Here is a 24,715-nt window from a genome sequence, read left to right on the forward strand (position 1 = left end):
TACCGCCTATCCCTTCGCCTTGCGGAAGCAGCCCACCAGATGGTCGTCCACCATGCCGATGGCCTGCATGTAGGCGTAGACGATGGTGGTGCCCACGAAGCTGAAGCCCGCCTTCTTCAGGTCTTTGCTCAGCGCATCAGAGACCGGGGTGCTCGCGGGCAGCTGCCGGGTGTCGGTCCAACGGTTCACGACCGTCCGGTGGTCCACATGCTTCCACAGGAAGTCGTTGAAGGCGCCCTTCCCCCCCTCCATGATCCGGAGCCAGGCCTGGGCGTTCTTGATGGCGCTCTCCACCTTGGCCCGGTTGCGGATGATGCCTTCGTCGGCCAGCAGACGCTCAACGTCCCTCTTCCCGTACCGGGCGATCTTCTCCACATTCCAATCGTCAAAGGCCTTCCGATAGCCCTCGCTGCGGTACAGGATGGTCTTCCAGCTCAGGCCTGCCTGGGCCCCATCGAGCACCAGCTTGGCGTAGAGCTTCACATCGTCATGCTCCGGCGTCCCCCACACGGTGTCGTGGTAGGCGAGCATGAGGGCGTCGTCGCCGGGCCAGGTGCAGCGCAGCAGAGAGGCCTTGTGCTTCATCGTCCGATGGTCATTGGAATGGGGCAGCTCAATGAGGCATCCAAGGCGCCATGCCATTTGCCGGTGCTTGATCGTGCCTCACCCAGATGAGCGCATCGGGATCGCAGCCCAGCTCACGGGCCAGCGCCAGATAGCGGACGCGGGCCTCCTCCGGCAGTTCGGGTGTTCGTGACAGGATCCACAGGTACTTCGTGCTGTTGCCCACCACCAGGGCGTGGCGGTAGTCCGCATCGAGTGCCACGACATTGTATCCGCCATAGAAGGGCCCGAAGAAGGACACCTTCAACCGGCCCTCATCGGCCGCACCTGCCAGCTTTGCCTTTCCCGTCGCTTCCTTCCACCGTCCCTGGGCGGTATCGTAGCCGCGGTTCAGCACGCGGATGGAACCGTCCGCGTTGCGGTCGTATTGTGCTGTGACCTGCTCCAGGCCGCGCTCGAAGGAATGGTCCAAGCGGGCCACCTCATACCACAGGCCCAAGTAGCGGTCCACCGCAAAAGGTCGCACCGGCGTCATGCCGGGCGGCTTGGAGGCGCAACCGGCGAAGAGCATGACCAAGAGCGGGGAGAACAAGTTGCGCATATACAATGCGGCGGCAAGCACCGAGGCGAAAAGGTAGCACGGTACCTTCGTTGCGCCCATGATCGCGCTCACCGACGGCCACGGCCGCACGCACCGCAGCCTGCGCATCAGCATCGTGGACAAGTGCGACCTGCGCTGCACCTACTGCATGCCAGAGGACCAGCACTTCCTGAAGCGGGAGGAACTGATGACGCGGGAGGAGATCGCCACCATCGCCCGGCTGTTCGTGGAGCGGTACGGCGTGAACAAGATCAGGCTCACGGGAGGCGAGCCCTTGGTGCGACCGGATGCCGTGGACATCGTGCGTGACATGGCACAGCTCGGCGCATCGCTGGGCCTTACCACCAACGCGCTCAGTCTGCACAAGCACCTGGATGGCCTGGTCGATTCGGGATTGAAGGGCCTCAACATAAGCCTTGACTCCTTCGATGCCGAGCGCTTCAAGAGGATCACGCGACGCGACGGCTTCGCCACGGTCTGGAGCAATATCCGCTCAGCGTTGGAGCGCGGCTTGCGGGTGAAGGTCAACATGGTGGTCATGCGCGACGTGAACGATGACGAGATCCTGCGCTTCGTGGAGCTGACCCGCGACAGCGACATCCATGTGCGCTTCATCGAGTTCATGCCCTTCGCCGGCAACCACTGGGGCCGCGAGCGCGTGTACACCTACGCCGAGATGCTGGGCCACATCGGCAGCGTGCACAGCTTCGAGAAGCTGGACGACGACCCGCACAGCACGGCCAAGGCCTACCGCGTGCCTGGCTGGAAAGGCACCTTTGCGGTGATCAGCACGGTGACAGAGCCCTTTTGCGGCAGCTGCGACCGCCTGCGCCTGACAGCCGAAGGCAAGATGCGCAACTGCCTCTTCGCGCGGGAGGAGACGGACCTGCTCTCCGCCCTGCGCCGTGGCGAGGACATCGCCCCCTTGATCGAGGCGAATGTGCTGGCGAAGCACGCCATGCTCGGCGGATTGCCGCCCTTCAAGCCCGAGAAGCAGGAGGAGGTCCTGCATGACCTGAGCGAACGGCCGATGGTGGCGATCGGGGGGTGAGGAGCTCACCCCAAAGACGCAAAGGCCGCCCAGTGAGCGCGTTCGTCACTCCCATGCCACCCAACACCGGATAGGCACTCCTCCGCGCTCTTGGCATCTCCGCGGCGAACAACCCTCAAAGCTCCTGGTCGTAGTAGATCTTGTAGTACTTCCGGCCGCTGTCGTCCACACCTCGTTCGATCTTGTCGCGGTCCCCGTGGATGTAGATGTGGAAGTTCTTGTCCAGCTTCAGCACGCTCTTGAACACACGGGCCTGCTTCTTCACCGCATCGGCGCTGATCTCGAAGCGGTCCTCCAGGTCCACGGCACGCTCCTCCTTGAATCGGTCGCCGAAGCGCTCGAAGGAACCGATGACCTCATCGCTCTGGAACACCTCGCGGGCGAAGGAGCTGCGATCGAAGGCCGTGTTCTCCTTGAAGTACTGCACCGACCGGTTCAGCAGGTCGATCTGGTCGGCCTTGGGGATCTCGTAGTCCTGTGGCAGCTGCTCGGTGATAAATGTGCGGGTCATCTCCAGCACATTGCGGGTGCTGTTCACGTGGTCCTGCTTCGCCCGCAGGCCGATGAAGACCTGCTGCCAGAAGCCGCTGCGCGGGTCGTCGTCGATCACCAGCAGGGTGTGCTCCTCCGGGGTGAAGAGCACCAGCACCGCCTGGTCGGGCTTGCGGCCGCCCAAACCGCGCTTCAGTTGCATGCTGATGCTGTCCGCCTCGGCGCGGCTCTCGAGGAAGACCTCCTTGTCGTCGAACTTGTACAGGCCAACGGCATCCACGCGGGCGCCGCCCAGCTCCACCCCGTGGAAGCGCACCACGAACAGGTCGCCGGTGCGGACCTCGTGCTCCTGGGCCACTTCGATGAGCTGCTTGGCCATGGCGCGCGACACGGCCACCAGCTCCTTGCCCTGTTCCACCTTGGCGCACAGCTCCTGCAGGTGATTCACCCCGGCATCCTCGCGGTTGGCGAAGGCATGGGTCTGCACCACCCCGGCGAAGGGCTTCAGGAAGAGCTTGCGCAGGAACTCCTGCTCCTCGGGCCCCTGGAGCACCGCGCTGTAGTCGCTGAGGATGCTGGGCGCCCCTTCCGTGCCGATGCGATGGAGCACGAACTCCTCCACCAGGGCCTCCTTGCCGTTGATCATGCGTTGCGCGCCGGGCCTTCTGGCGAAGGCGAGGCGGCGAAGTTATCCGAGACGTACATCACGCATGCACTCCCTACATCCAACGTGGCCAGCCTTGGGTACCCCCCCCCCATAGGAAAGCCTGTTAGGTCTATGGCAACTGCCCCTCACGCGTGTTCGTGGGCACAGCACCTCCGATGTTCAGGAGGATGATGTCCCGGTCGTTACCCTCGCCGGTGTACTTGGCCTGCCCATCCATGTTCACGTCCTCGGTGAGATATCCGCTGCTGACCGCTGTTGGAACGACCCCACCAATGGCCGTGAGTATCGGGTCCCTATCATTCAACTCGCCGGTGTACTTGATGGTGCCATCGTGGTTGACATCACCTGCCCACAAGGCCATGCTGGCATTGATGGACTTGCGGGCCTCCGTCCCGTAGGTCAGGGTGTACGGCTGGGTTAAGTCGACCAGCACCGTGCCCCCGGTGAACGACTGGGGCACCAGGCTCATTACACCCAAGTGATTGCGGTGGCGTAGAGCGACATGGTAGTCACCCGGTGCAAGATCGAAGAAGCCCACCGGGGAGCTTCCATCCGTGTCAACGATGAAGCCGTTCTGCAGGATCAGCGCGCACCGGGAGGCCACCACCTCTGCCGGATCGAGCGCGGAACGCAGCTCGATGAGCACCCAGTCCACCACGTTGCCGTTCCCCTGTGTGTCCAGCACCGAGGGGTCGATGGACTCGCCTCCCCCGTTGATGATCCCGAACCCCAGCGCGGTGTAAGGCTCGGTGAGCGGGATGAGGCCCTGGGCGCGAAGGCTGTCATGCATCTGGAAGAAGCCGTCGTAGGGGCCTTCGAGCCACGCGCGGGCCAGCAGGAGAAGGTCCTGCGGCAGGCTGAAGATCACCATGTGATCGCCCCGTCCTACACCTCCGGAATAGATGGCCGCAGCCAATGGGAGGGGAGCAGGCAGCACGGCGTCATCACCCCGGCCAGCACCGCCTTGGAAGATCGCGACCGGGAGCTGTAGGGGTGCTGGCATGGCGGCATCATCACCACGGCCCGGACCTCCGCTGAAGATCGCCCCGAAAAGCACCATGGGAAGCGGCAGGTCCGCACGATCACCTCGACCATTCCCACCGGTGTAGATGGCGCCGGAAACCGGCGCGAACGAGGGCAGCCAGGCCGCATCGCCACAGCCTGAACCTCCCTGGAGAATGGCCGTGGCGATGGATGATGGCGGCGGCACCGCGGCCCCATCGCCACGACCCACACCACCGGCATACTGCGCATGCACGGTGCTCCAAGGACCGAGCAGCAGCAGCGAACACCAGAGGAGTGCGATCCGCATCATGGTGCGATCAGGGAGCGGAACGTGCGCCGCGGATGCCGGCCCATTCCAAGCGAGGATCCGAACCGGGAGTTCCGGTAGTGTTGCGCGAGACCTGGAGGCTCTCGACAACAGAAGCGAAATGACCACCTCTGGCCCCAAGCCCAGAAGGAGCACCCCATTCAACGTTGAAGGCATCCGCCTCGGCCGCCGCATCCAAACTGCCGTTGCCATGCAACGAATAGGTGTAGGAGTAGTTCGAGTTGCTTGATGGCACATGCACGTCGCCAATCAGTTCGGCCAGGTTGCCGCTCATTTCCATCGCACCGTAATAGGAAACCCCTGCGGTCATGCGGCCATTGTTGGCCGGGTTGGCCGCAAAACAACCCGAACGTACCGGGCCATCGTAAGCCGTGGATGTCCCCGCGTGGTTCGCGTTCCCCAAGGTCGTCTGATATCCCAGACCGATGCCTTCGGTCGCGGTGCCTGGACCGGAGAGGAGATACGGGGTGGTCATGATCGCCGTATTCCCCCAAGCGTACTCATTTATCACCGGCAGGTTCGGCCCCCGGCACACTTTCTCGAATTCCATGTCGGATAGGGGCCTGAGCCCGCTCCAATCCAGGAAGGCCATGTAGTCCTTCCCGCTCACCCAGTTCATCGGGATATCACCGCCGTCATCAGCCTCACCCACCACGTCGTTGCCGTTCAGGTCGCATCCGAACTGAGCGGGCGCGAACCCCGTGCTCGGGACCGCGACCACGAGACCGTTCCGTGCCGTGGCCGAAACAACAGGGGTTCCTGTGGGCATGTACGGGACCGGTGTTGAGGGCGGTGTGAAGGGGGGCGTGGTCCGAAGCACCTGTTCGCTGAGCGTGAGCGTGTTCAAATAATCCGCGTAGGTCTGCTGGCTCAGCTCATACTTCATGCAATAGAACCCGCGATAGCCGTTGGGACGATCCGATGGCGGTTGATCCTCACCGATGGCGTGTCCACCTTGTGGACTGCTCAACGGGCCCCCGTTGCCCGTGGGCACCACGCTCGCATCGGCCGTGTTGATATACGTGCGCTGGAACCGCGCATAGGTGGCGTTCTGCCCCACTATGAAGGGTCCTTCAGGCACGTAGACCATCTCGATGCCGAATACACCGACGTCGTCCACATCGGCATAGGCGATCCCCTCCGCGGCATAGTTCCACTTGAGCTGCACCCCGGTGAGGCTGAAGGTCCCGGACCCGGGAATGCCCCGGTGGATGAATACCCCCACATTGGGGTTGGTGACCGGGTCGTAGGGCGTGTTCACGTTCACCGGCGCCGTGGAGAGCGCCGCACCGGAGCCCGCCGGGATCACATGGCCGTTCGGGGCAAGGTTCACATGGTGCCATACATTGTTCACATCGCGGTACTTCACAAAGACCCAGGCGGCATCCCAGTTCGCCAGGCCTCCTCCGCGCCAGCTGTTCTCCCAGCTCAGGTCGAACTGGATGAAGGCGAAGGTGCCGTTGTTGTTGGTGAGGCTGGCGTTGGTGATCTGGATGTTGTTGGCCAGTGAAGTTGGTCCTTGGCAGGTCAAGAGCGTTGCGATCAGCAGCGTTCTAAGGAGGAAGTGGAGTATTTGCGCCATGGTGCGGTGGGGGAAATGGTCACGGATCACTTCAAAACTCCAACCCTTTCCGCGCAGAAATGGCGTGTTCTAGAACACACCCGATCCGGGATGGATCACCTCCACATTGGTGCACCATACCGAACCCCATGATCCGCACGCTGACCCTCGCTCTGCTCGTTGGCCTTTCTCCCCGCTTACTGGCCCAACCCTGCACTCCCACCACCACCTTCGGCCCCGATGGCGGCAGCTACGTGGCCGGGGTGTTGATGGGTGGCGCTGAGGCCATTGATAACCCAACGTCCTTCACCCCAGGCGCTTCATACCAGGATTATACCTACACGGGCCCGGGCCGGTGGACCCGTCTGCAGGCCGGGAGTTCCTACTTCCTCACCATCACCGCCGGCCCCTTCGTGGGCACCCGCTATGCGGCGTGGATCGACTACGATGGCGATGAGGACTTCGAATCAATCGAGCTGGTGGCCGATCAGGTGAGCACGAGCGCGGGACAGGCCATGCTCTTCTCGTTCACCACACCCGATATCCTCCTCCCCCGGGTGTCCCGTTTGCGTGTGCGCGCCGCCTACAACATGGCCACCGCCGACCCCTGTGCCAACTTCCTCTATGGGGAGACCGAGGACTACCTGGTGGTGCTGGAGAATGGAGCGCCCTGTGTGCCCTTCACCCAGTACGGCTCCACCGAAGGGGACCGCATCACCGCGATAAGCCTGGCGGGTGCATCGAGCAGCGTGAACGTGCAGGGTGCCTACGAGGACCGTACATGGGCCGGGGCCATTGTGCTCGACCTGGGCAGCAACCAGGTGATCCAGGTGACCTCCGGCGAGTACACCGATAACAGCATCGCCGTGTGGGCCGACTGGTCGGGCAACGGCGTGTTCGGCGATTGGGGCCCGGAGCTGCTGGGCGTGGCCACCACGAGCACGGCCTTCGAGACGGTGAGCATCCCCTTCACCGTGCCGACGGACTACCCGGATGTACCGCAAGTGCGCCTACGGATCCGGCTGTGGTTCGGCGACACGCCCAACCCCTGCAACGCACAGAACTTCGGACAGACCATCGACCTGACTGTTGCCATCGCACTGCCGAGCGGCCCCTGTCCGGTAGGCGTGGGCAGCTTGTTCCCGGCCGTTCAGATCGCCACGGTGGACCTGAACGGTCACCTTTGGACAGCATCGCCTTGGAACTTCTCGAGCTACCAAATGGCTTTGGAACCGGGATCCGCGCTGGTCCGTGGCACCACCCAGTCGCTCAGCACCACTACAACGACCATCACCAGTGGTTTCCCAAATCAGACCCAAGCCTGGATGGACTTCAACGGGGATGGGGACTTCAGCGATGCGGGCGAATACATCGGTTCCGACTTCGGCGACGGCAGCTTCAGCTTTCTGCTGCCGAGCACCACGCCGGTCGGGCACACCTGGTTGCGGATCCGTGCCCGTAGCGCCTCACCGGTGGATCCGCCCACCGATGGCTGCGCGTTCCAACTGAACACGTTGGGCACCATGATGGACATCCGTGTCACGGTGCAGGACCCTGACGGCCCGTGCATTCCCCAGAGCACCTTTTGGACCCTCTTCGGCGACTTCATCGACGGCGTGGAACTGAATACCCTGAGCAACATCGGTACAGGAGGTCTTGCGCAGGCGGAGTACCACGACTACACGTCCCTGAGCACAAGCGTGCCCATCGGTTCCGCGCAGGTGCTGTCGATCACCTCGGGCGCGAATGCCACGAATTGGCTCGGAGCCGGTATCGATTGGGATGAGGATGGCACCTGGGAGGGCCCCGGTGAATTCCTCGGGGTATTCAGCGCGGGCGGCAGCTACTCCACGGTGAACATCCCCTTCACCGTGCCCAATGTGAGCCCTGGGCCGAAGCGGATGCGCGTACGAGCGTTCCCCAGCTCAACAGCGACAGCTTGCGCGGGCTCGGAGTTCGGCGAGACCGAGGACTACACCGTGGTGGTGGAGACGAACACGGGCATCGCCAGCCTGGATGCCGCACAGCCGAAGCTGATCGCCGATGGTTCGGTGGAAGGCACCTGGCTCTTGAGCGATGCCTCGTGGTCCGGCGCGAGCGCTGAGGTGCTCGATCCCGCCGGCCGTCGCTTGTGGTCCGGCACCATCACGCACACCCACCAGGCCATCGCGCTGCCATCGGGATCATCCGGCATCTACACGCTGAAGCTGCAGCAGGGCGATCGCAGCTGGACCGGCCGCTTCGCGCAACTGACCCGCTGAGGCGAGCACTCCACATCAACCACACAGACACGATGCGCCACCTCATCTCATTCTTCGGTCTGCTCGCCGCCAGCATATTGCAGGCACAGACCTACTGCATCCCCGAACCGGGTCCCACAGGGCCCGATGAGGGGGACTTCATCCAACGCGTGCAACTGGTCGACCTGGATGCCAGTACTGGTCTGGTCAACGGCGTGGACTACCACGACTACTCCTACCTCGGACCCAACCTGATGGCCACCCTGGAACCCGGGTCGGCTTATACGCTCACCATCACGGCGGGCAACTATGTGAATGACCGCTACATGGCCTGGCTGGACATCGACCAGGACGGTGCGTTCGAGCCGGAGGAGTTCATCGGTGCGGTGAACAACACGGCCGTAGGAGAGGTGTTGACCATGGACGTCTTCGTGCCCGGCGATGCAAGGCCCGGCTACGTCCGCCTGCGTGTGCGCTGCGCCTACGGCGAGATACCGCCTGACCCGTGCATCCAATACCTCTACGGCGAGACCGAGGACTACGCCATCCGCATCGCCGGCCCGCTCGACTGCATCCCCCTGGTGCCCTACGGCATGAGCGATGGTGACTACATCAGCGCCATCACCATCGGGGACCTCGACCTCACCAGCGCGGCGCCCGTACATGCCTACACGGATGCCCTGCACCGCGGCACCGCCCTTACGATCAGCGGCAGCCATGTACTGCAGATCACCAGTGGCGAATACGAGTTCGATGCCATCGCCGCCTGGATCGACTGGGACAACGATGGCAGCTACGATGGTCCGGGTGAAGCCCTCGGCGAACAGGAGACCACGGCGCCCTTCCAACAAGTCACCTTCACCTTCTCAGTGCCTGATCCGTACCGCTTCCCCGGTCACTACCGCCTGCGGGTGCGCATTGCCGATGGGGCTGGCCTCACCCCGTGCAGCGATGCGTTCTATGGCGAAACGCGCGACCTGACGCTCACCTTCAGCGAGGCCCCCGTGCCTTGCCTGCCGGTACAGAACGTCACTCCTGGCAACACCGGGCGCACCCTGTCGTTCGTGGACTTCGCTGGAACCACCTATGCGAACGGCCCTGAGGCATGGCCCTATGCGGATGTCCGGCACCTGCCCGGACCCACGCTCGTGCGCGGCTCCTCCTATGCGCTGAGCATGGGGTTCCGGGAGGCGGGAAGCGTCGCGGATGTGCTCCTGGACATGGACGATGATGGTCTGTTCGAAGCATCGGACTGGCTGCTCACGGCCTCCTCGTCGGTGCCCGACCAGACCTTCAAGCTCATCCTCGTCGTGCCCGCCGACTGTGCTCCGGGACAGCACTGGCTCCGCGTACGCAGTCATGCGAGCGGCGTGATCGTGCCCGAGGATTGCTCAGGCGATGTGGAAGGGGACGGTGAGCTCGTGGACATCCGTGTGATGGTGGTGGATGCCGACGGTCCATGCATCCCGGTGAACGACTATTGGACCGTGTATGACGACCATCTCGCGTCCATCGCGCTAAACACCTTGAACGCAGTGAGCCCGCAAGGCCGCTATGCCATGGAATACCACGACCGTACCGACGAGAGCACGACGCTGATCATGGGGACCGCCTACTCGCTCTCCGCTGAAGTGGGTGCTCCGGGACAGACCGAGGTGGCGGCGTACATCGACTACAACGGCGATGGCGACTGGGACGATGCTGGCGAACAGATCGGCTACGCTGCCGCCGGACCGGCCCTACAGACCATCAACTTCACCGTGCCAGGCGGCCTCCTGCCCGGTGCGCGCCGTCTACGTGTCCGCGCCCTGGCCTCCGCTGGGCCGATCGGCGCCTGCGATCCGGCATTTGCAGGTGAGACGGAGGACTACACAGTATTCATCGACGTGAACACCGCCGTGAGCGAGCAGGACGACGTCGAACCACAAGTACTTGGTGCTGCACAGGGCGAGCAATGGCTGGAGGTCACTGCATCGTGGCTTGGCGCGCGGCTGCTCATCACCGATGCCTCAGGTCGTGTGGTGCAGAGTAGCACGGTGCTCCATGATCGTACACCCTTGCACCTCCCGCATGCCGCCGGGTCGTACCTCGTGCAACTGCGGAGTCCTTCGGGTACATGGAGTGGTCGCACCGTGATCATGGCTCCCTGAGCGCGCTACGCGTCATCAACGAGAAGGGGCGGCCGATTGGCCGCCCCTTCTCATGTCGAACAGACGAACCGGTCAACGGCTGCGGTACTTCTCCAGCGCCTCCTCCTTGCTCCCCACATGCAGTTTCTTGTAGATGCTGTGGATGTGCTGCTTCACCGTGCTGATGGAGATGCCCTCGCGGGCCGCGATCTCCTTGTAGAGCAGACCTTGGGCCAGCAGGTCGAGCACACCCCGCTCACGCGCGGTGAGGTCCTCATGCTCCGGTTCACGGTGCCCAGGCGCGGGTCGCAGATGATCCACCAGCCGGCGTGCGACACTGGCACTCATCGGCGCACCACCGTTGATCAGTTCGCGGATGCCCTCCAGCAGAGCGATCGCCGTGGAGGACTTCAGCATATACCCGTTGGCGCCGGCCTTCAAGGCCTCGAACACCCGGATGTCGTCATCGTGCACGGTGAACACCATGAACTGGGTGGCCGGCATGAAGGGCTTCAGCTTGCGCAGCAGGTCGATGCCCGTGATGCCCGGGAGGCCGATGTCGGTAATGACCACATCGAGCTGCTGTTCCGTGATGGCGGGGAACGCCTCCTCGGCCGAACGGTAAATGCACACCAGCTCCATATTCTTGGCGCTGGTGATCACCTGCTGCAGGAACTGCCGCACCTGGGGCAGGTCCTCAACGATCCCGATGCGGAACGGTGCTGGCATGGTGCGCAAGTTCAGGTTGGACGGACGGTCGCATGGCTGTGTTCTAGTACCCCCGTCCCGGACAAGGCGACGCGCAGCGTCAGGCGGCAGCCCTCACCCGGCGCCGTGTCCACGCTGAGCGCACCACCCAACGCGTGTGCCCGGGCCTGCATGCTGGTGCTGCCCGTCCCCATGGTCCTGCTCCGCGCCGGGTCGAATCCTCGGCCATCGTCGGCGATCAACCACTCCAGTTGACCATCACATTGTACGATCCGGATGGTGACGTTCTCCGCACCGGCATGGCGCACCACGTTGTTCAGCGCCTCCTTGGTGAGCAGCAACAGATGCCGGCGCTGATCGACCGAAAGCTTCAGCAAAGGCTCCTCCAGCTCCGCCGTCATGTGCAGCACGATACCCCGCTGGTCCAGCAGCTCGGCCGCGAAGCCACGGACGTACGCCACAAGATCACCGAGCGTCTCCTGGCCGGAGCCCAGCGCCCAAACGATGCGGCGCATGTTGTCGCTCACCTGTCGCGCACCATCACCCACCTTCTCCAGCAGCGCGCGGGCACGGGCATCCTCCAACTCCAACTGGGCCAGGTCGCTCTCCATGCCGATGGAGGCCAGTCCACTTCCGAGGTCATCGTGGAGGTCCTGTGCGATGCGGATGCGCTCCTCCAGCACCGCGCGCTCACGCTCCAGCACCGCACGTTGCCGGGCCAGACGGATGCGCAGAACGATCCTAAAGGCGATCCACACCAGCGCCCCGACCAGAAGCACCATCAGCGCACGGAACCACCAGGTGGCCCAGAACGGAGGCAGCACGCGCAACCGCACCGTGGTGATCCCGCCCCAGGGGCCTCGATTGGTGCGGGCCTTCAGCTCCAGCCGATAGGTGCCCGGTGCCAGGCTGTTGAAGGTCAGACGGTCCTCAGGTCGCATCGCCACCCACGCAGTGTCCGCACCCACCAGCCGATAAGCGAACTCATCGCGCTGCGGATCCACCAGATTGGTGCTGCGCAGTTGCAGGGTGATGCGCGCATGGTCGTGCGGCACCTCATAGGTCCGATCAGCTGCAAGGTCCGCATGCGCGGATAGCAGGCTGTCCATCGCCCACACGCCAGGCACCTGGATCGATGGTGGAAGCGTCGGCAGTACCGCATCGTTGCGCAGCACAACGAAGCCTTCCCATGCCCCTGCGAGCAAGGGGCCTTGGAGCGGAGCATGACCGTCGTCCAGATTGAGCGGGCTCACCGGCAATCCATCCGCACGCGACACCAGGCGGGAACGGCCCGTGGAAGGGTCCCAGTGCATCAACCCCGAAGGCCGCGTGAACCACAGGGTCCCATCTGCCATGGCCACCACTTCCAGCAGGTTCCGTGTCGGCAGTCCGGCACTGGCATCGTGCAGCTGTAGCGGACCGTTCACCGGAGCATCCGGGTCGATCCGCACCAGGCCGGTGTGCTTCACCACCAGCCATAGACGGCCGTCCGGTGTTTGGGCCATGTCGCTCACCTCGAAGGGTTCCAGCCCCACCGGTGAGCGAAGACGTTCCACGCGGCCATCCGGGAAGAGCACCACCGGGGCCTGTGTGGCGCTCAGGAACCACGTCCGTCCGGCACGATCCGTGAAGACATCCAAGGGCCAATTCCCCAGCAAGGCCGCCACCTCCGGGAACACCTCGGCCAACGCGCGGCATTCGCCGGCCAGGGTGTCGAGATGGTACAGCCCCTTCGATCCCGTCATGCACCAGATCCCTTGCGCACCATCGCCACGGGACCACCAGACAGGCCCGGCACAGACGGATCGCGGTGGAACGAAGGATGGACGTCCCAACGCACCCGTCCGGATATCGGCCAGCAGTGCACCGTCCATCGAGGACAGCAGGTAACGCCCTGCATCCAGTTCCAACAGGTCCAGATAGCGCCGACCCGAGGCATGCGGCAAGGCGATCAGATCGGTCTGGCGCCCCTGCGCATCATGCACGAACAGGCCCCTGCGGTGCGACAGCGCCAGCATCTTCCCGGAACCCTCATCGCGGTGAACGGCCAGCACCTCATCAATCAGATCGGCAGCGGGCTCATCGGGCAGGTGGAAACCCTGCGCGATGTTGTTCCGGTCGGAAAGCAGCGCGACGCCCTGTGTGTAGGAGCCGATGCAGACCACCTCATCCATCACCAGCAACCGTGAAGCACCCGCGAAGAGGTCCTCGCGCTTGCGGCAATCGGCCTCGTCCAGCGAACGATCATAGTGTTCCACACGGCCCGTGCGCGGGTCCAAGCGGAGCAACCCCTGGTCGATGGTGGCCACCAGCACCTGCTCACCCACGCGGACCATGTCCTGCACCATGTGGTCCACGAACGTGGGGGCATGGCGGACATCCGGCCATAACAAGGTGGCACTGCCGTCCGACTTCCGCACCCGGAAGATGCCCTCCGACCAGGTGCCCATGAGCAGGGTGGAATCCTCATCCACCATGCCGCGCACTTGGAACGCATAACCGTGCCCAGGATGGCCGTTCACCGCCTTCAGGGGGAAGGGTGTGGCCGTGCGTGTGGCCGGATCGAAGCGGACCACGCCGCTGAAGGTGGAGAGCCAGAGAATGCCCTGCGCATCCTCCAGCATGCCGCTGATCACCTCGCGCGATCGTGCGGTGGGTGCCGGCGGTGCGATCTCCGTGGTGGTGAAGCGTCGATGGACCGGATCGAACAGGCTCAAGCAGCGTGCACCATGGGCCACCCAGATCCGGCCGGTGGAACCCACAAGCAGATCGGTGACCCGCTGCTCCCCATGTTCGGAGTAGGCCGGAATGGGCAGCGGCACGCGCTGAAGCGTATCCGCCAACGGATCGAGCAGGGTGAGGTAAGGCGCGTTCGTACCAACGAGCAGATACCGGGAACCATCCCAAACGAGTGCCGTGATCTTGTCACCGGGCAGCGCATCCGGGCGGCCCTCGTAGCGGTACACCTTCACCCGTCGGCCATCGAAGCGGTTGAGGCCATCCGAGGTGCCCACCCACAGGTATCCACGACCGTCCACGGCCAACGACTGCACATGGTCGCTCGAGAGCCCATCGCGCATGGTGATGGTGCGCAGGCTGGGCGCCACCAACTGGGCGGACGCTTCAAGGGCGAAGGCCGCGCCCAGGAGTGCGAGCAGATGCATTCGGGATGAGCGCCTCATCGCCCTTGGCTCTCCTTTTCCGCCAAGTTAGATGGAACGTGCCCGCTCCCGGCAAAGCCCTTACAGCGTGGCCTTGATGCCCGTGCGATAGTCCGTGGGCTGCAGGTTCAGCGCCCGCTCCAGCTTGCTGCTGTCGAAGCGGTAGTCGTGCTCGAACTGGTACATCATCTCCTTGTTCTCGCGCAGCACGGGCACGAACAGGCCCATCAGCGCGAGCATCCAGCCCGGCGCCACCTGGATCGCGTAGGGCTTGCCGGCCAGCTCACAGGCCATCCGTACGAACTGCTCACCGGTCATGCCCTCCTTGCTGGTGAGCGCATGCCACACCTGCCCGTAGGCGGAAGGCGTATTGCCCAGCAACGCGACGCTCCTTCCGGCATCCGGCGTGTACGTGAAGGTGTGCACGGTTCTGGCGTTGCCCACCCACTGCGGGGTCTTGCCCGCCCGCAGCCGCTCGAACACGGTGGCGTGCGTGAGGCTCAGGGCCGCGTGCGGTCCGTAGAAATCGGCCGCACGGATGATAATGGCCTGCAGCTCACCGCGCTTCACCTCGTCCATCAAGGTGGTGGCGATACGCGCCCGAACCTCACCCTTCCTGCTGCAGGGGTTGTAGGGCGTGTCCTCGGTCATCACACCGTCCACCCGGCCGTAGGCGTACACGTTGTCGAAGAAGACCAGCTTGGTGCCGTGGCGCTTGCAGGCATCGATGGCGTTGCGCATCACCCGCGGCCATTGGTCGGCCCACACGTTGGCATCGTACTTCAGCCCGGCCACCAGGTAGGCGACGTCGCTGCCCTTCACGGCCTCGCTCACGGCATTGGCATCCAGCAGATCGGCGGAGAACAGCTCATCGGCAGCGCTCACCTGCTTCGGGTGGCGGCTAACCTGCCGGACCTTGTCGGTGTACTTGGGTAGGAGCTTGGAGAGCTCGTTGCCGATGACGCCGTTGGCGCCGAGGATGGTCTGCATGGAACCAGATCTTTAGGTAGGACTCACCGCAAAGGCGCGAAGAGCGCAAAGGTTGTCTCTATGCTGGCTGGACTCGGCTGCCTTGACTCACCGCCAAGACGCAAAGAGCCCCAAAGAACTCATGTCCGAAATTACTCCGGGAGATTATTGACCAAGCGACGGATGCCATCCCGCACGAGCTTCTCGTTGAAGTTCACGAGCAAGCCCAACCGGTTCCCGCTGAGCTTCAGGTACGTGAGCACCTGTGCCGTATGGATCGGATGCAGCGCGTCCACCGACTTGACCTCCACGATGACCGTGCGTTCGATCCAAAGATCAATCCGGTACCCGGCGTCGAGCTTTACTCCCTTGAAGGCCAACGGCAGGGCCACCTCGGACTCCACATTCAGTCCGCGCTGGTGAAGCTCATAGGCCAGACAGTGCTGGTAGCTGCTCTCCAAGAGCCCAGGGCCCAATTCACGATGCACTTCGATCATCGCATCAACCGCTATGCGCGCGATCACATTCTCCCTGAGCTCCATGTCCTCTGGTCCTGGCCTCTTTTCGGTCATTTGCGTGTTGACCAATTCACGCTTTCTATCCCTTGCGCTCTTCGCGTCTTGGCGGTGAACTCTTCCCATTCACGCTTGCGATCCTTTGCGCTGCTCGCGTCTTCGCGGTGAACTCATCCCATTCCCTTACGCTTGCCATCTTTTGCGCTCTTCGCGTCTTGGCGGTGAACTCATAGACCATGTCTGAATGCATGCTCCTGCACCTTCACCACGTGCAGCGCGAAGGGGAATAGGGCATCCATCGTCTCCTGCGCACCGCGGGTTGATCCGGGCAGGGTGATCACCAAGCTTCGTCCGATCATGCCGGCCACGCCGCGGCTCATCATGGCCCAGGGCATGCGCTCCTGGCCGTAGCTGCGGGCCGCCTCCATGATGCCCGGCACTTCGCGGTCCAGCAGGGGTGCGATGGCTTCGGGCGTGCGGTCGCGGGGCGAGAGGCCAGTACCACCGGTGGTGAGGATGAGGTCCAGGCCCTCGGTTGACCATGCTTTCACCATGTTGGCGATCTCCTCGGGTTCATCGGCGCAAACGGCCTGCACGGGTACCTCAACACCCAATTTCTTCAACCGCTCCACGATCGCCGCGCCCGCCTTGTCCTCCTTCTTCCCGCTGGCCACGCCATCGCTGATCACCAGCACGGCCGCCTTCACGGGCACATCGAAACGGTCCTTCCAATCGCTCTTGCCGCCCTTCTTCTCTTGCAACCGGATGCCCGCGATCACCACGCCCTTGTCGATGGGCTTGAGCATGTCGTAGATGGTGAGCGCTGCGACACTGGCACCGTGCATGGCCTCCACCTCCACGCCGGTGCGGTAGATGGTGCGCACCCGCATGGTGACGATCACCTCCATCTCCCCCACCGCGAACGTGCACTCCGCATGCTCGATCGGCAGCGGATGGCAATCGGGGATCAGCTCATGGGTCTTCTTCACCCCGAACAAGGCCGCCACACGGGCGCTCTCCAGCACATCGCCCTTGGGTACGCGCTTCTCCTTCAAGGCCGTGATGGTGGCCGCGTCGCTCACGGTGACCAGCGCCGTGGCCGTGGCCTCGCGCAGGGTGGTGGGCTTGTGGGTGATGTCGATCATGAATGCAGGCGAATTGTGAATGGTCATTGGTGAATGGAACCAGGATCGGCACCATTCGCTAATCGCCAATGACCATTCACCCTATCCATTGGATTTCCAAATATGCCCACCACCCTCCACGATCTCCTTCCCGAAGATGGGCAGCTCGGCCTTGATGCGGTCCACCACCCAGGCGACGGACTCACGTACCGCAGCACGGTGCGGGGCACTGGCAAAGACCATGAAGCACAGCTCGCCGGCTTTGATCGTGCCCAGGCTGTGGTGCACGTGCAGGCAGGTCATGCTGGGCCACTTCGTGAAGGCCTCCTCGCGGATGGCGGTCATGCGCTCCAGAGCCATGTCGCGGTAGGCGGTGTATTCGATGGCGATGACACGGGCGACGTTCACGTCGCCGTGTCCATCACGTTGGTCTGCCCGCACCTGGCCCAGGAAGATCTCGTGCGCACCGATGTCCGTGCGGGTGGCGTGCTTGGCGATGCTCGTGGCGATGAAGGCCGGATCGATCGGCCCTTCCACGAAGATGTCCTTCGCCTTGTGCTTCTTCTCGGGACTCATCCTCCTGCGAATGGTGGCAGCACGGCGATCTCCTCATCTCCCGACAAGGACACCTCCCCGCTCACGATCACGCGGTTCACGGCCAAAGCATAGCTCAGCTCATTCAACCCTTCGACGCGTGCAGCGAGCAAGGCCTTCAGCTCGGCCGTGTCCGCGGCTACCAGCTCCAAGCAATCGGTGCCGGCGCGCTCCGCAATCATGCCGAACAAGAGGACCCTCATGGATCAAAGATCGCCCGGCGCGTTGATGTTCCGGAACAGGTCGCCGGGCCAGCCATCGCGGCCGGGAATCACTTCCACGAAACTGGTGCGGACCTGCGAAAGGGCATCGCCCATCTTCAGCACCTCCAGCTCCACGCAACGGCGGAAGGCGGGCTGGGCGCTTCGGTGGTAGGCGGCGGCCAAAGGCTCAATCAAGCCTTCATGCCGCGGCACCACCGCATCGGTGGAGGTTCCGAGCTGCGCCTTCAGCATGTCGAATAGCCGGTCATTCAGGGCCGGCATGTCGCAGGCGATCACCAGCAGCCTATCGTTGCTGGCGTAGCGCATGGCGGTGGTGACCCCTCCGAGGGGCCCCTTGCCGGGCCATTCATCCGCGATCACGAACGGGCCCACATGGCCGTACTTCTCGGGCTCGCCGATCACGAGCAGCTCAGCGCAATGCGCATCCAATCTGTCAAGCGCGCAATCCAGCAGGCTCCGTCCCGCCCATTCGATCAAGGCCTTGTCGCGGCCCATGCGGGAGCTCCTGCCGCCTGCGAGCACCACGCCGGTCCAGCTCATGCGCGTGCGATCCATTGAACCTCAACCAATGCACCTTGTTCCAGATCACGAGCTCCGGCCGGCAAGATCGCGAGCGCATCGGCGCGAACCAGCGTGGCGAGCATGTGCGACCCCTCATCCGGCAGGAGCTCCACCTTGCCGCTGCGTATGAGCGCGGCACGGAACTCCGATCGCTCGCCCTTGAGCGTTACGGCATGGGCGAGCGGTAGCTGCTCCATCCTCTGCCATGGGTCCGTCTGCCCCTGCATCGCTCTCAGGTAGGGCAGCACATAGGCATACCAGCAGACCAGTACGGCCCGCGGATTACCCGGCAGAGCGAAAACCGGCCTCCCGCGCAGTGTAGCGAAGAGCATGGGCTTGCCCGGCTTCTGGCGGACACCGTGGAAATGGATCGCTGCACCGAGCTCCACCAGGACATCACGCACCAGATCGTGGTCCCCGACGGAGACACCGCCTGTACTGATGACCACATCGTTGACCGCTATCGCCTGCATCAGCGCGTCCCGGATCTCCCCGCGTTCGTCAGCGGCGGGATAGGCGGCTCCTTCCACATCGCAGCCGGCCTCGCGCACCGCTGCGATCAACATCCATTCGTTGCTCGAGTGGATTCGCCCCGCGATAGGCATGCCCTCCTCGATGAACTCTCCACCGGTGCGGACCACGCCAACCGAGGGTCCTCGGGAAACAGGCACTTCCGATAGCCCGCTGCTCAGCAGCAAACCCACGCTTGCTGGGTCTATCCGCGAGCCCTTCGTCAGCAGCAGCTCACCGCGCATGAAGGACTCACCCTTCCGCCGGATGTTGGCGCCTTGCCCGACCTGCGCTCCTTCGAGCCTGAATGTGCCGCCCTCAGCGCGACCGTGTTCCTGCATCACCACCGCCCAGGTGCCCGGGGGGACCTCCGCCCCGGTGAAGATGCGCACGCACTCACCTGTGGTGACGACGCTGCCAAGGGACTGGCCCGCTTGGAGTGCGCCACGGATGCGCCAAGGCCCAGGTCCATCACCTACGGCATAGCCATCCACCGCGCTCATGTCGAACCTCGGATGATCATCCTGCGCATAGGCATCTGATGCGAGAACCCGCCCCCACGCGTCACCCAAGGGCACGAACTCCATGGCCGTCTGCCGGATATGCGCCATCAGGATCCGCTTGGCCTCTTCAACCGTGATCATACCTGTCATGGCTCGTGCCAGCGAAGATGAGCATGGGCGCCCGGCATCCGGCGCCCGGGTGCCATCGGGCCCATCACCCAGATGAGCAGCCCGGGATGACGCCACATGCCCAAGCCACGGCGCGATGTCCGTGTGAGGTGCTTTACCCCGTGGCCCGCCCTGCCGTCGCGCCATCCCCGAGGTTGATTGGCGCACCTACCCCGCCGCACCCATAGCATCCGGCCGCAAACGCGGCCGGAGAAGCGCCCAAGGATGTACCTGGCTCCAAGGCACACCCCGTGAACCCGCGCAAAGCGTCTGAGCCAGACTGGACCGCAGCGAACCGGCCATGGCGAAATGCCAGGCGATGACCGCCGGCAAGGCGCCATGGGGATCAGGCGGGCATAGCGATGCAGAAGGTGCTCCAGTGCCCCGTGCGCTGGTCGAAAACGGCGAGCTCCGCATTGCGGGGGTCAATACCCCGCAGGAAGGCCTCTGCCATCCCGCTCATCCGCACTGCAACCGCACTGATCACCTCGGCCGGCACCCCCCTCATGTCACAGCCATCCTGCTCCTCGGTGATACGGCCCGCGAACAGGTCGCTGCGCATCAAACCCTCCCCCGGTCCAGGGCCGTGCAGCCAGACCACTTGTCCTTGAGCGGCATGGACTCCACCGGAGATCAAGGGCACGCGCAAGTCCCGGCAAGCCTCATCGATGACGCGCTTCGCATGGAGGTCATCCGTGCAATCCAGCACAAATCGATGTCCCCTGAGGAGCTGTCGCGCATTGCCGTCATGAAGGAACGCATCCACGGGCCGAAGGCCACTGGCCCCTTTGGCCATCAAGCGGGAAATGGCCGCCTCCACCTTGGGCCTCCCGATGTCCGCAACGTCGTAGAGCGGCTGCCGCCCGGGATTCCCGGCCTCAACCCGGTCTCCGTCGATGATGGTGAGCGCGATGCCGGGCAGGGATGTCAGCTCCTGCAGGACAGCGCAGCCCAGTGCCCCTGCACCGACCACTGCTAGGCCCGCACTTGCCGCAGCGTTCTCCATGCGGGCGAAGGTAGACGAGCGCTATTCCGTGTAGGCGAGCTCGAATGCGGCGCTGATGGTGCGCGTGGCACCGCCCACGGGAGCGTGCAGTCTACCGCTCACCGTACCCTTGATGCGATTAGAGCCGGTGTCGTGGCCGGTGATGGCCACATTGGCGGGATCGGAGTCGTTCGACCGCCAGGCCAGCCCGAGCCGGTCGGTGTAGAGCACATGGTTGATGCTCTCTCCGGCGGCATGCGTGCCGACGGACGTGGAATCCAGCTCCAAGGTGAGCGTGGCGCCGTTGGTCTGTATGCCGTTCACGGTGAGGACCACCGCCCGGTCAGCGAAGTGCGAGGCATTGGCGCAGAAGTCATCGGGACCGATCGTGGCCTGGAGCCTGAATCCACTCACGCCGCAGTTGGCGGGCGATTCCAGGGAAGGGGCCGGGGCATCGTCCTTGCCGCAGGCATGGAAGAGCAGGGCGCAATAAGCAAGAAGCGCAGGGAGCGGTCTCATCGGTTGACTTTCCCGGGCATGGCGATCACCATGCCAGAGCATGATCATTCACCAGTTGACCATACCACGTCCAGGTTGCCCTGAAGCGAACGGGAGGTGCCGTTCAACTCATTGTACAGCACCGCGTTGAACTGCGCCTTGAGGGCATGGGCGGCGGTATCGACCAGGGTGATGGTGATTGCTCCCGGCTGCTGGGGCGCCACCACATAGGACGATCCGTTCTCCATGAAAAGGATGCCGTTCGAGGCCTCCGTGATGGCCTGGGTACCTGTGGCGAGTGAATCCACTTGGATGACCAAGGAGGTTCCCGTCAGGCTCACGCCTGTGACCACCACGGACGACCCGTCCCCGGTGGCCAGCACCTGGGCGCCTGCGCAGTAATCGGAACCGTTCACCTGGGCCTGCAAGCGCGCCCCGTCATTGCCGCAGGTGCTCGGCAGCAGGCCGGTGTCACGGGCGAGGTCCTCGGAATCCTTGAGGCAGGCGGTGAGCAGAGCGGCGGCGAGCAGGAAGTACAAGGGATGATGAATGCGCATGGCGTGGGCTCCCTATTGCGGGGCGGGGGCTTTAACGCGGCCGGGCTCCGGAAGGATACGAAGCAAGGGCCCCCGGGCACCTTGCGGAACCCGGGGGCCGATCGGGCAAGGCACCAAGGACTACTGCACCACCACGCGCTGCATGGCGTAGCCTCCTGCGTGGGCCACACGAAGGACGTACTCACCGGGCGCTACGCCCTGCAGCCCCATCACGGTGTGCCTGCTGGCGTTGACCCCGATCGAGCGGGCAATGCGGCCAGTGACATCCAAAAGTTCCATGCCGGACACTTGGTCGAGGCGGCCGAGATCGATGGTGATGGCCGCCACCGCAGGGTTCGGATAGACCCGCAGGCCGGCCGAGTCCCGCTCCTCCATGCCCACGCCGCCCACGGTGACCTCCACCGGGGTGCGCGGGCTTTCGCATATCACGCCCTCCGCTTCCACCTCCCAGTCGTAGAAGAAGTAGTAGAAGTTGAGCGCGTTCGCGCCCGTAACGCTGCTGCTGGTTATGGCGCCCACGGTGCCCAACGCGTAGGGATACTGCGGATTGCTGCCGTTGCCATCGCGCCAGAGCTGCGGGTTGCCGCCCACTACCCGGAGGCCATAGTCGCCTGCCGCGGGCACGCCGAAATTGAGCGTGACGCGGCTCTCGCCGTTCGGGATGGCCACCACCTGCGAGGCCACGGTGCTGCCATTGCTCCGATCCACCAAAGCGATCGTGCGGTTGCCGGCGCCATTGGCATACACCTTCACGCTCACGATAGTGAAGGGCTCATAAGCCGTGAAGAAGGGGTAGTTGTCGGCATTGGTGTGGAACTGGCCAGGGGCCGCGGTGGAGAGCCGGTCCTGGGGACCGCCGTACCACTCGCCGCCGCCATGCATGGTGCCAGCGGCAACGTAATAGGTGGTGCTTGCATTCAGGAAGGGCGTGGTGAAGCCATTGCCGCTGGCAACGGGCGCTCCGCCCACCGGGACATCGTACCAGTTGATGTTCGTCCCCGTGGCGATCAGGTCCGCGGTGCCCGGCGAGGGCAGCGAGACATCATCGGCCTGGGGGGCATCCGGCGCATCCAGCACCGTCACTTCGATGGGGGCGCTGGTGAACAGCGCGCAGGTGCCTTCGATGGTGACCGTGTAGCTGCCGCTGGCGCTCACGGTTATGCTCTGGCCAGTGCCTCCGCCCGTCCAACTGTAAGCGCTGGCCGCAGTGCTGGCGAGCGTCACCGACCCGCCCTCGCAGAAGGTGACAGGGCCATCGGCCGTCACCGCAGGAGTCTCATCGGGGCTCTCCTCCACGAAGAAGCTCGCGGTGGCTGTGCAGCCCCCATCGTCGATCGTGACGCTGTAGCTGCCAGGAGCCGTCACCTCGATGGTCTGGGTGGTGGCGCCATTGCTCCACAGGTAATCATAGCCGGCATCGGCGGAAAGGGTGACCGCATCGCCGAGTCCACATAGGACGGGATCGCCCACTGGCGTGATGGTGGCCACCGGTGCGATGCAGGTACCCTCGATGATGGTCACGTACTGGTCGGCGGCGAGATCGTTGAAGGTCTCCACCAGACCGCTGGGCCAGCGCACGGTGAGCGTGGGGATGGTGGTGTGCTGCCCGAGCCCGAAGAGGCCGGCGAAGGTCGTCACCATGCCGTAGCTCTCACCGGCACGCACCTCGCGGATCTGCGTGCCCCAGGGCCCGGTGATCGTCATCCTGGCGCCCACGGCGTCGCGGTTGCTCACCGTGCCCTGCAGGCGCACGCCGAACCAATGGTTGCTGTTGCCGTTGTTCATCCAGAGGCGATCCGGATTGGCGTTGTCCGGCGTGATGTAGTTGCTGCCGTAATTCGCGAACACGTCCACGAAGCCATCGCTGTTCAGGTCGCCCGTGGCAAAGCTGTGGAGGGCCTTGTTCGCCGGCATGAGCCCGGTGATGCGTGTGAAGGTCCCGTCCCCGTCGTTCTTGAAGAAGTACTCCACGCCGCCGCTGATCAGGATGTCCACGAAGCCATCGTTGTCGAAGTCGGCGAACTTGCTCTGGAGCATGAAGCCACCGAACTCCAGGCCACTGCCGGCCGTGATCTCCGTGAACTGACCGGCGCCGTTGTTCTCGAAGAGCTGGATGGTAGCGTCGTGGTTGGTGATCACCAAGTCGAAGTCGCCGTCGTTGTCGATGTCCCCGAAATCAGCCGACCAGCTCTGGTTGCGCACCTGCACGCCGTAGGCGGCGGCCTGGTCCGTGTATTGGTTGCTGCCGTTGTTCACGAACAGGCGGTTCCAGCGGCGGGGGTCGTCGGGGTTGTTCACCCCTTGGCGGCACTTGGCGATATAGAGGTCGAGGTCGCCGTCGTTGTCGAAATCGGTCCACACGCTGCCGTAGTTCCCGCTCATGTCACTGCTCGGGCTGGTGGTGTAATCGATGATATCCGCATAGCTGAGCGCGCCACTGCCGTTGTTGAGCCATTGGCGCGGGGCCCCGTCATCGTGGCACGACCAGTAATCGTTGTGCCCGTCGTTGTTGATATCGGCGATGTTCACGCACTGCGTGAACAGATTGCCGTTGTTGAGGCTGGTGAGCGTGCCATTGCCGACGGAAGCGATGCTCATGTAATGCACCCCGTCGTAGCTGCCACCGCTGATCACGTCCTTGTGGCCGTTGTTGTCCACATCGGCGGCTGCGAAGCCCCACTGCCCGCTACCGCTCATGTTGCCGTAGCCCACCGAAGTGAAGCTGCCATCGGCGTTCTGGTAGTCCACCACCAGTTGGCGTGCGTTGTTCAGCTTGAGGATGTCATCCAGGCCATCGCCGTTCATGTCCACCACGCCCATGCAGCCGCCACTGACGCTGGCGCTCATCAAGGAGGTGGAGTTCGTGAAGGACAGCTGGGCATGGAGCGCGGCTGGCGCCAACGCAAGCGCTGCCGCCCAAAGGGTCGAACGTCCGATCATGGGAAGGGGTGGTTGTGGTTCCGGTTGAATTCTGCTTGCAGGCGGCCCCAAGGTAGGGGA

General features: G+C 64.0%; 21 protein-coding genes. 3 read left to right on the forward strand and 18 right to left on the reverse strand.

Annotation, left to right across the window (positions count from 1 at the left end; genetic code table 11):
* Positions 1–6 precede the first annotated feature (6 nt).
* Both QY325_10930 and QY325_10935 read right to left on the reverse strand, forming a co-directional pair.
* Positions 7–585 carry a DNA-3-methyladenine glycosylase I gene (locus tag QY325_10930; protein ID WKZ65274.1) on the reverse strand — a complete coding sequence of 193 codons (579 nt, stop codon included), beginning with the start codon at positions 583–585 and terminating at the stop codon, positions 7–9.
* A gap of 28 nt (positions 586–613) precedes the next feature.
* A complete protein-coding gene (locus tag QY325_10935) occupies positions 614–1,156 on the reverse strand; it encodes a lipocalin family protein (protein WKZ65275.1) in 543 nt (180 codons plus the stop codon).
* 67 nt (positions 1,157–1,223) lie between these two features.
* Between QY325_10935 and moaA the strand changes: the two genes are divergently transcribed.
* Positions 1,224–2,216 carry a GTP 3',8-cyclase MoaA gene (gene moaA, locus QY325_10940; protein WKZ65276.1) on the forward strand — a complete coding sequence of 331 codons (993 nt, stop codon included), beginning with the start codon at positions 1,224–1,226 and terminating at the stop codon, positions 2,214–2,216.
* A 115-nt stretch (positions 2,217–2,331) separates the two neighbouring features.
* Here the strand turns inward: moaA and QY325_10945 are convergent, their stop codons facing one another.
* The 3 genes from QY325_10945 to QY325_10955 form a co-directional block, all read right to left on the reverse strand.
* Positions 2,332–3,354: a nucleoid-associated protein gene (locus QY325_10945; protein ID WKZ65277.1), complete on the reverse strand. Its 1,023-nt coding sequence runs from the start codon at positions 3,352–3,354 to the stop codon at positions 2,332–2,334.
* A gap of 130 nt (positions 3,355–3,484) precedes the next feature.
* Positions 3,485–4,690, reverse strand: coding sequence for a hypothetical protein (locus QY325_10950; GenBank protein ID WKZ65278.1), 1,206 nt, complete (start codon positions 4,688–4,690; stop codon positions 3,485–3,487).
* A gap of 7 nt (positions 4,691–4,697) precedes the next feature.
* On the reverse strand, positions 4,698–6,290 hold the full coding sequence (locus tag QY325_10955) for an SUMF1/EgtB/PvdO family nonheme iron enzyme (protein WKZ65279.1): 1,593 nt from the start codon (positions 6,288–6,290) through the stop codon (positions 4,698–4,700).
* 128 nt (positions 6,291–6,418) lie between these two features.
* On the opposite strand from QY325_10955, the gene QY325_10960 reads away from it, so the two are divergent.
* Positions 6,419–8,530 (forward strand): GEVED domain-containing protein, encoded by a 2,112-nt coding sequence (locus tag QY325_10960; protein WKZ65280.1) that lies wholly within the window; start codon positions 6,419–6,421, stop codon positions 8,528–8,530.
* 32 nt (positions 8,531–8,562) lie between these two features.
* Positions 8,563–10,659: a GEVED domain-containing protein gene (locus tag QY325_10965; GenBank protein WKZ65281.1), complete on the forward strand. Its 2,097-nt coding sequence runs from the start codon at positions 8,563–8,565 to the stop codon at positions 10,657–10,659.
* A 72-nt stretch (positions 10,660–10,731) separates the two neighbouring features.
* On the opposite strand, the gene QY325_10970 is transcribed toward QY325_10965, so the two are convergent.
* From QY325_10970 to QY325_11030, 13 genes are all read right to left on the reverse strand, one after another.
* Positions 10,732–11,367 carry a response regulator transcription factor gene (locus QY325_10970; protein ID WKZ65282.1) on the reverse strand — a complete coding sequence of 212 codons (636 nt, stop codon included), beginning with the start codon at positions 11,365–11,367 and terminating at the stop codon, positions 10,732–10,734.
* Positions 11,368–11,378: 11 nt separating this feature from the next.
* A complete protein-coding gene (locus QY325_10975; GenBank protein WKZ65283.1) occupies positions 11,379–14,510 on the reverse strand; it encodes a two-component regulator propeller domain-containing protein in 3,132 nt (1,043 codons plus the stop codon).
* A gap of 78 nt (positions 14,511–14,588) precedes the next feature.
* Entirely contained in the window at positions 14,589–15,497 is a 909-nt protein-coding gene (locus QY325_10980; protein ID WKZ65284.1) for an NAD-dependent epimerase/dehydratase family protein, read from the reverse strand.
* 131 nt (positions 15,498–15,628) lie between these two features.
* Positions 15,629–16,018: a GxxExxY protein gene (locus QY325_10985; protein ID WKZ65285.1), complete on the reverse strand. Its 390-nt coding sequence runs from the start codon at positions 16,016–16,018 to the stop codon at positions 15,629–15,631.
* Between the two features lie 200 nt (positions 16,019–16,218).
* Positions 16,219–17,136, reverse strand: a complete 918-nt coding sequence (gene moaCB, locus QY325_10990; protein ID WKZ65286.1) for a bifunctional molybdenum cofactor biosynthesis protein MoaC/MoaB — start codon at positions 17,134–17,136, stop codon at positions 16,219–16,221.
* 81 nt (positions 17,137–17,217) lie between these two features.
* The gene (locus tag QY325_10995) at positions 17,218–17,691 is read right to left on the reverse strand and encodes a molybdenum cofactor biosynthesis protein MoaE (GenBank protein WKZ65287.1); all 474 of its coding nucleotides are present in this window, start codon (positions 17,689–17,691) and stop codon (positions 17,218–17,220) included.
* Positions 17,688–17,912 (reverse strand): MoaD/ThiS family protein, encoded by a 225-nt coding sequence (locus QY325_11000; protein WKZ65288.1) that lies wholly within the window; start codon positions 17,910–17,912, stop codon positions 17,688–17,690. The genes QY325_10995 and QY325_11000 overlap by 4 nt, the downstream gene beginning before the upstream one ends.
* A gap of 3 nt (positions 17,913–17,915) precedes the next feature.
* Complete coding sequence (locus QY325_11005; GenBank protein ID WKZ65289.1) at positions 17,916–18,473, reverse strand: molybdenum cofactor guanylyltransferase; 558 nt, start codon at positions 18,471–18,473, stop codon at positions 17,916–17,918.
* Complete coding sequence (locus QY325_11010) at positions 18,470–19,657, reverse strand: molybdopterin molybdotransferase MoeA (protein ID WKZ65290.1); 1,188 nt, start codon at positions 19,655–19,657, stop codon at positions 18,470–18,472. The genes QY325_11005 and QY325_11010 overlap by 4 nt, the downstream gene beginning before the upstream one ends.
* A gap of 364 nt (positions 19,658–20,021) precedes the next feature.
* The gene (locus QY325_11015; GenBank protein ID WKZ65291.1) at positions 20,022–20,681 is read right to left on the reverse strand and encodes a ThiF family adenylyltransferase; all 660 of its coding nucleotides are present in this window, start codon (positions 20,679–20,681) and stop codon (positions 20,022–20,024) included.
* Positions 20,682–20,702: 21 nt separating this feature from the next.
* Complete coding sequence (locus QY325_11020) at positions 20,703–21,179, reverse strand: hypothetical protein (GenBank protein ID WKZ65292.1); 477 nt, start codon at positions 21,177–21,179, stop codon at positions 20,703–20,705.
* 44 nt (positions 21,180–21,223) lie between these two features.
* Positions 21,224–21,697 carry a hypothetical protein gene (locus QY325_11025; protein ID WKZ65293.1) on the reverse strand — a complete coding sequence of 158 codons (474 nt, stop codon included), beginning with the start codon at positions 21,695–21,697 and terminating at the stop codon, positions 21,224–21,226.
* 138 nt (positions 21,698–21,835) lie between these two features.
* Positions 21,836–24,655 (reverse strand): FG-GAP-like repeat-containing protein, encoded by a 2,820-nt coding sequence (locus tag QY325_11030; GenBank protein ID WKZ65294.1) that lies wholly within the window; start codon positions 24,653–24,655, stop codon positions 21,836–21,838.
* Positions 24,656–24,715 lie beyond the last annotated feature (60 nt).

The organism is Flavobacteriales bacterium (genome assembly GCA_030584065.1).
Lineage (GTDB): Bacteria > Bacteroidota > Bacteroidia > Flavobacteriales_F > PHOS-HE28 > PHOS-HE28.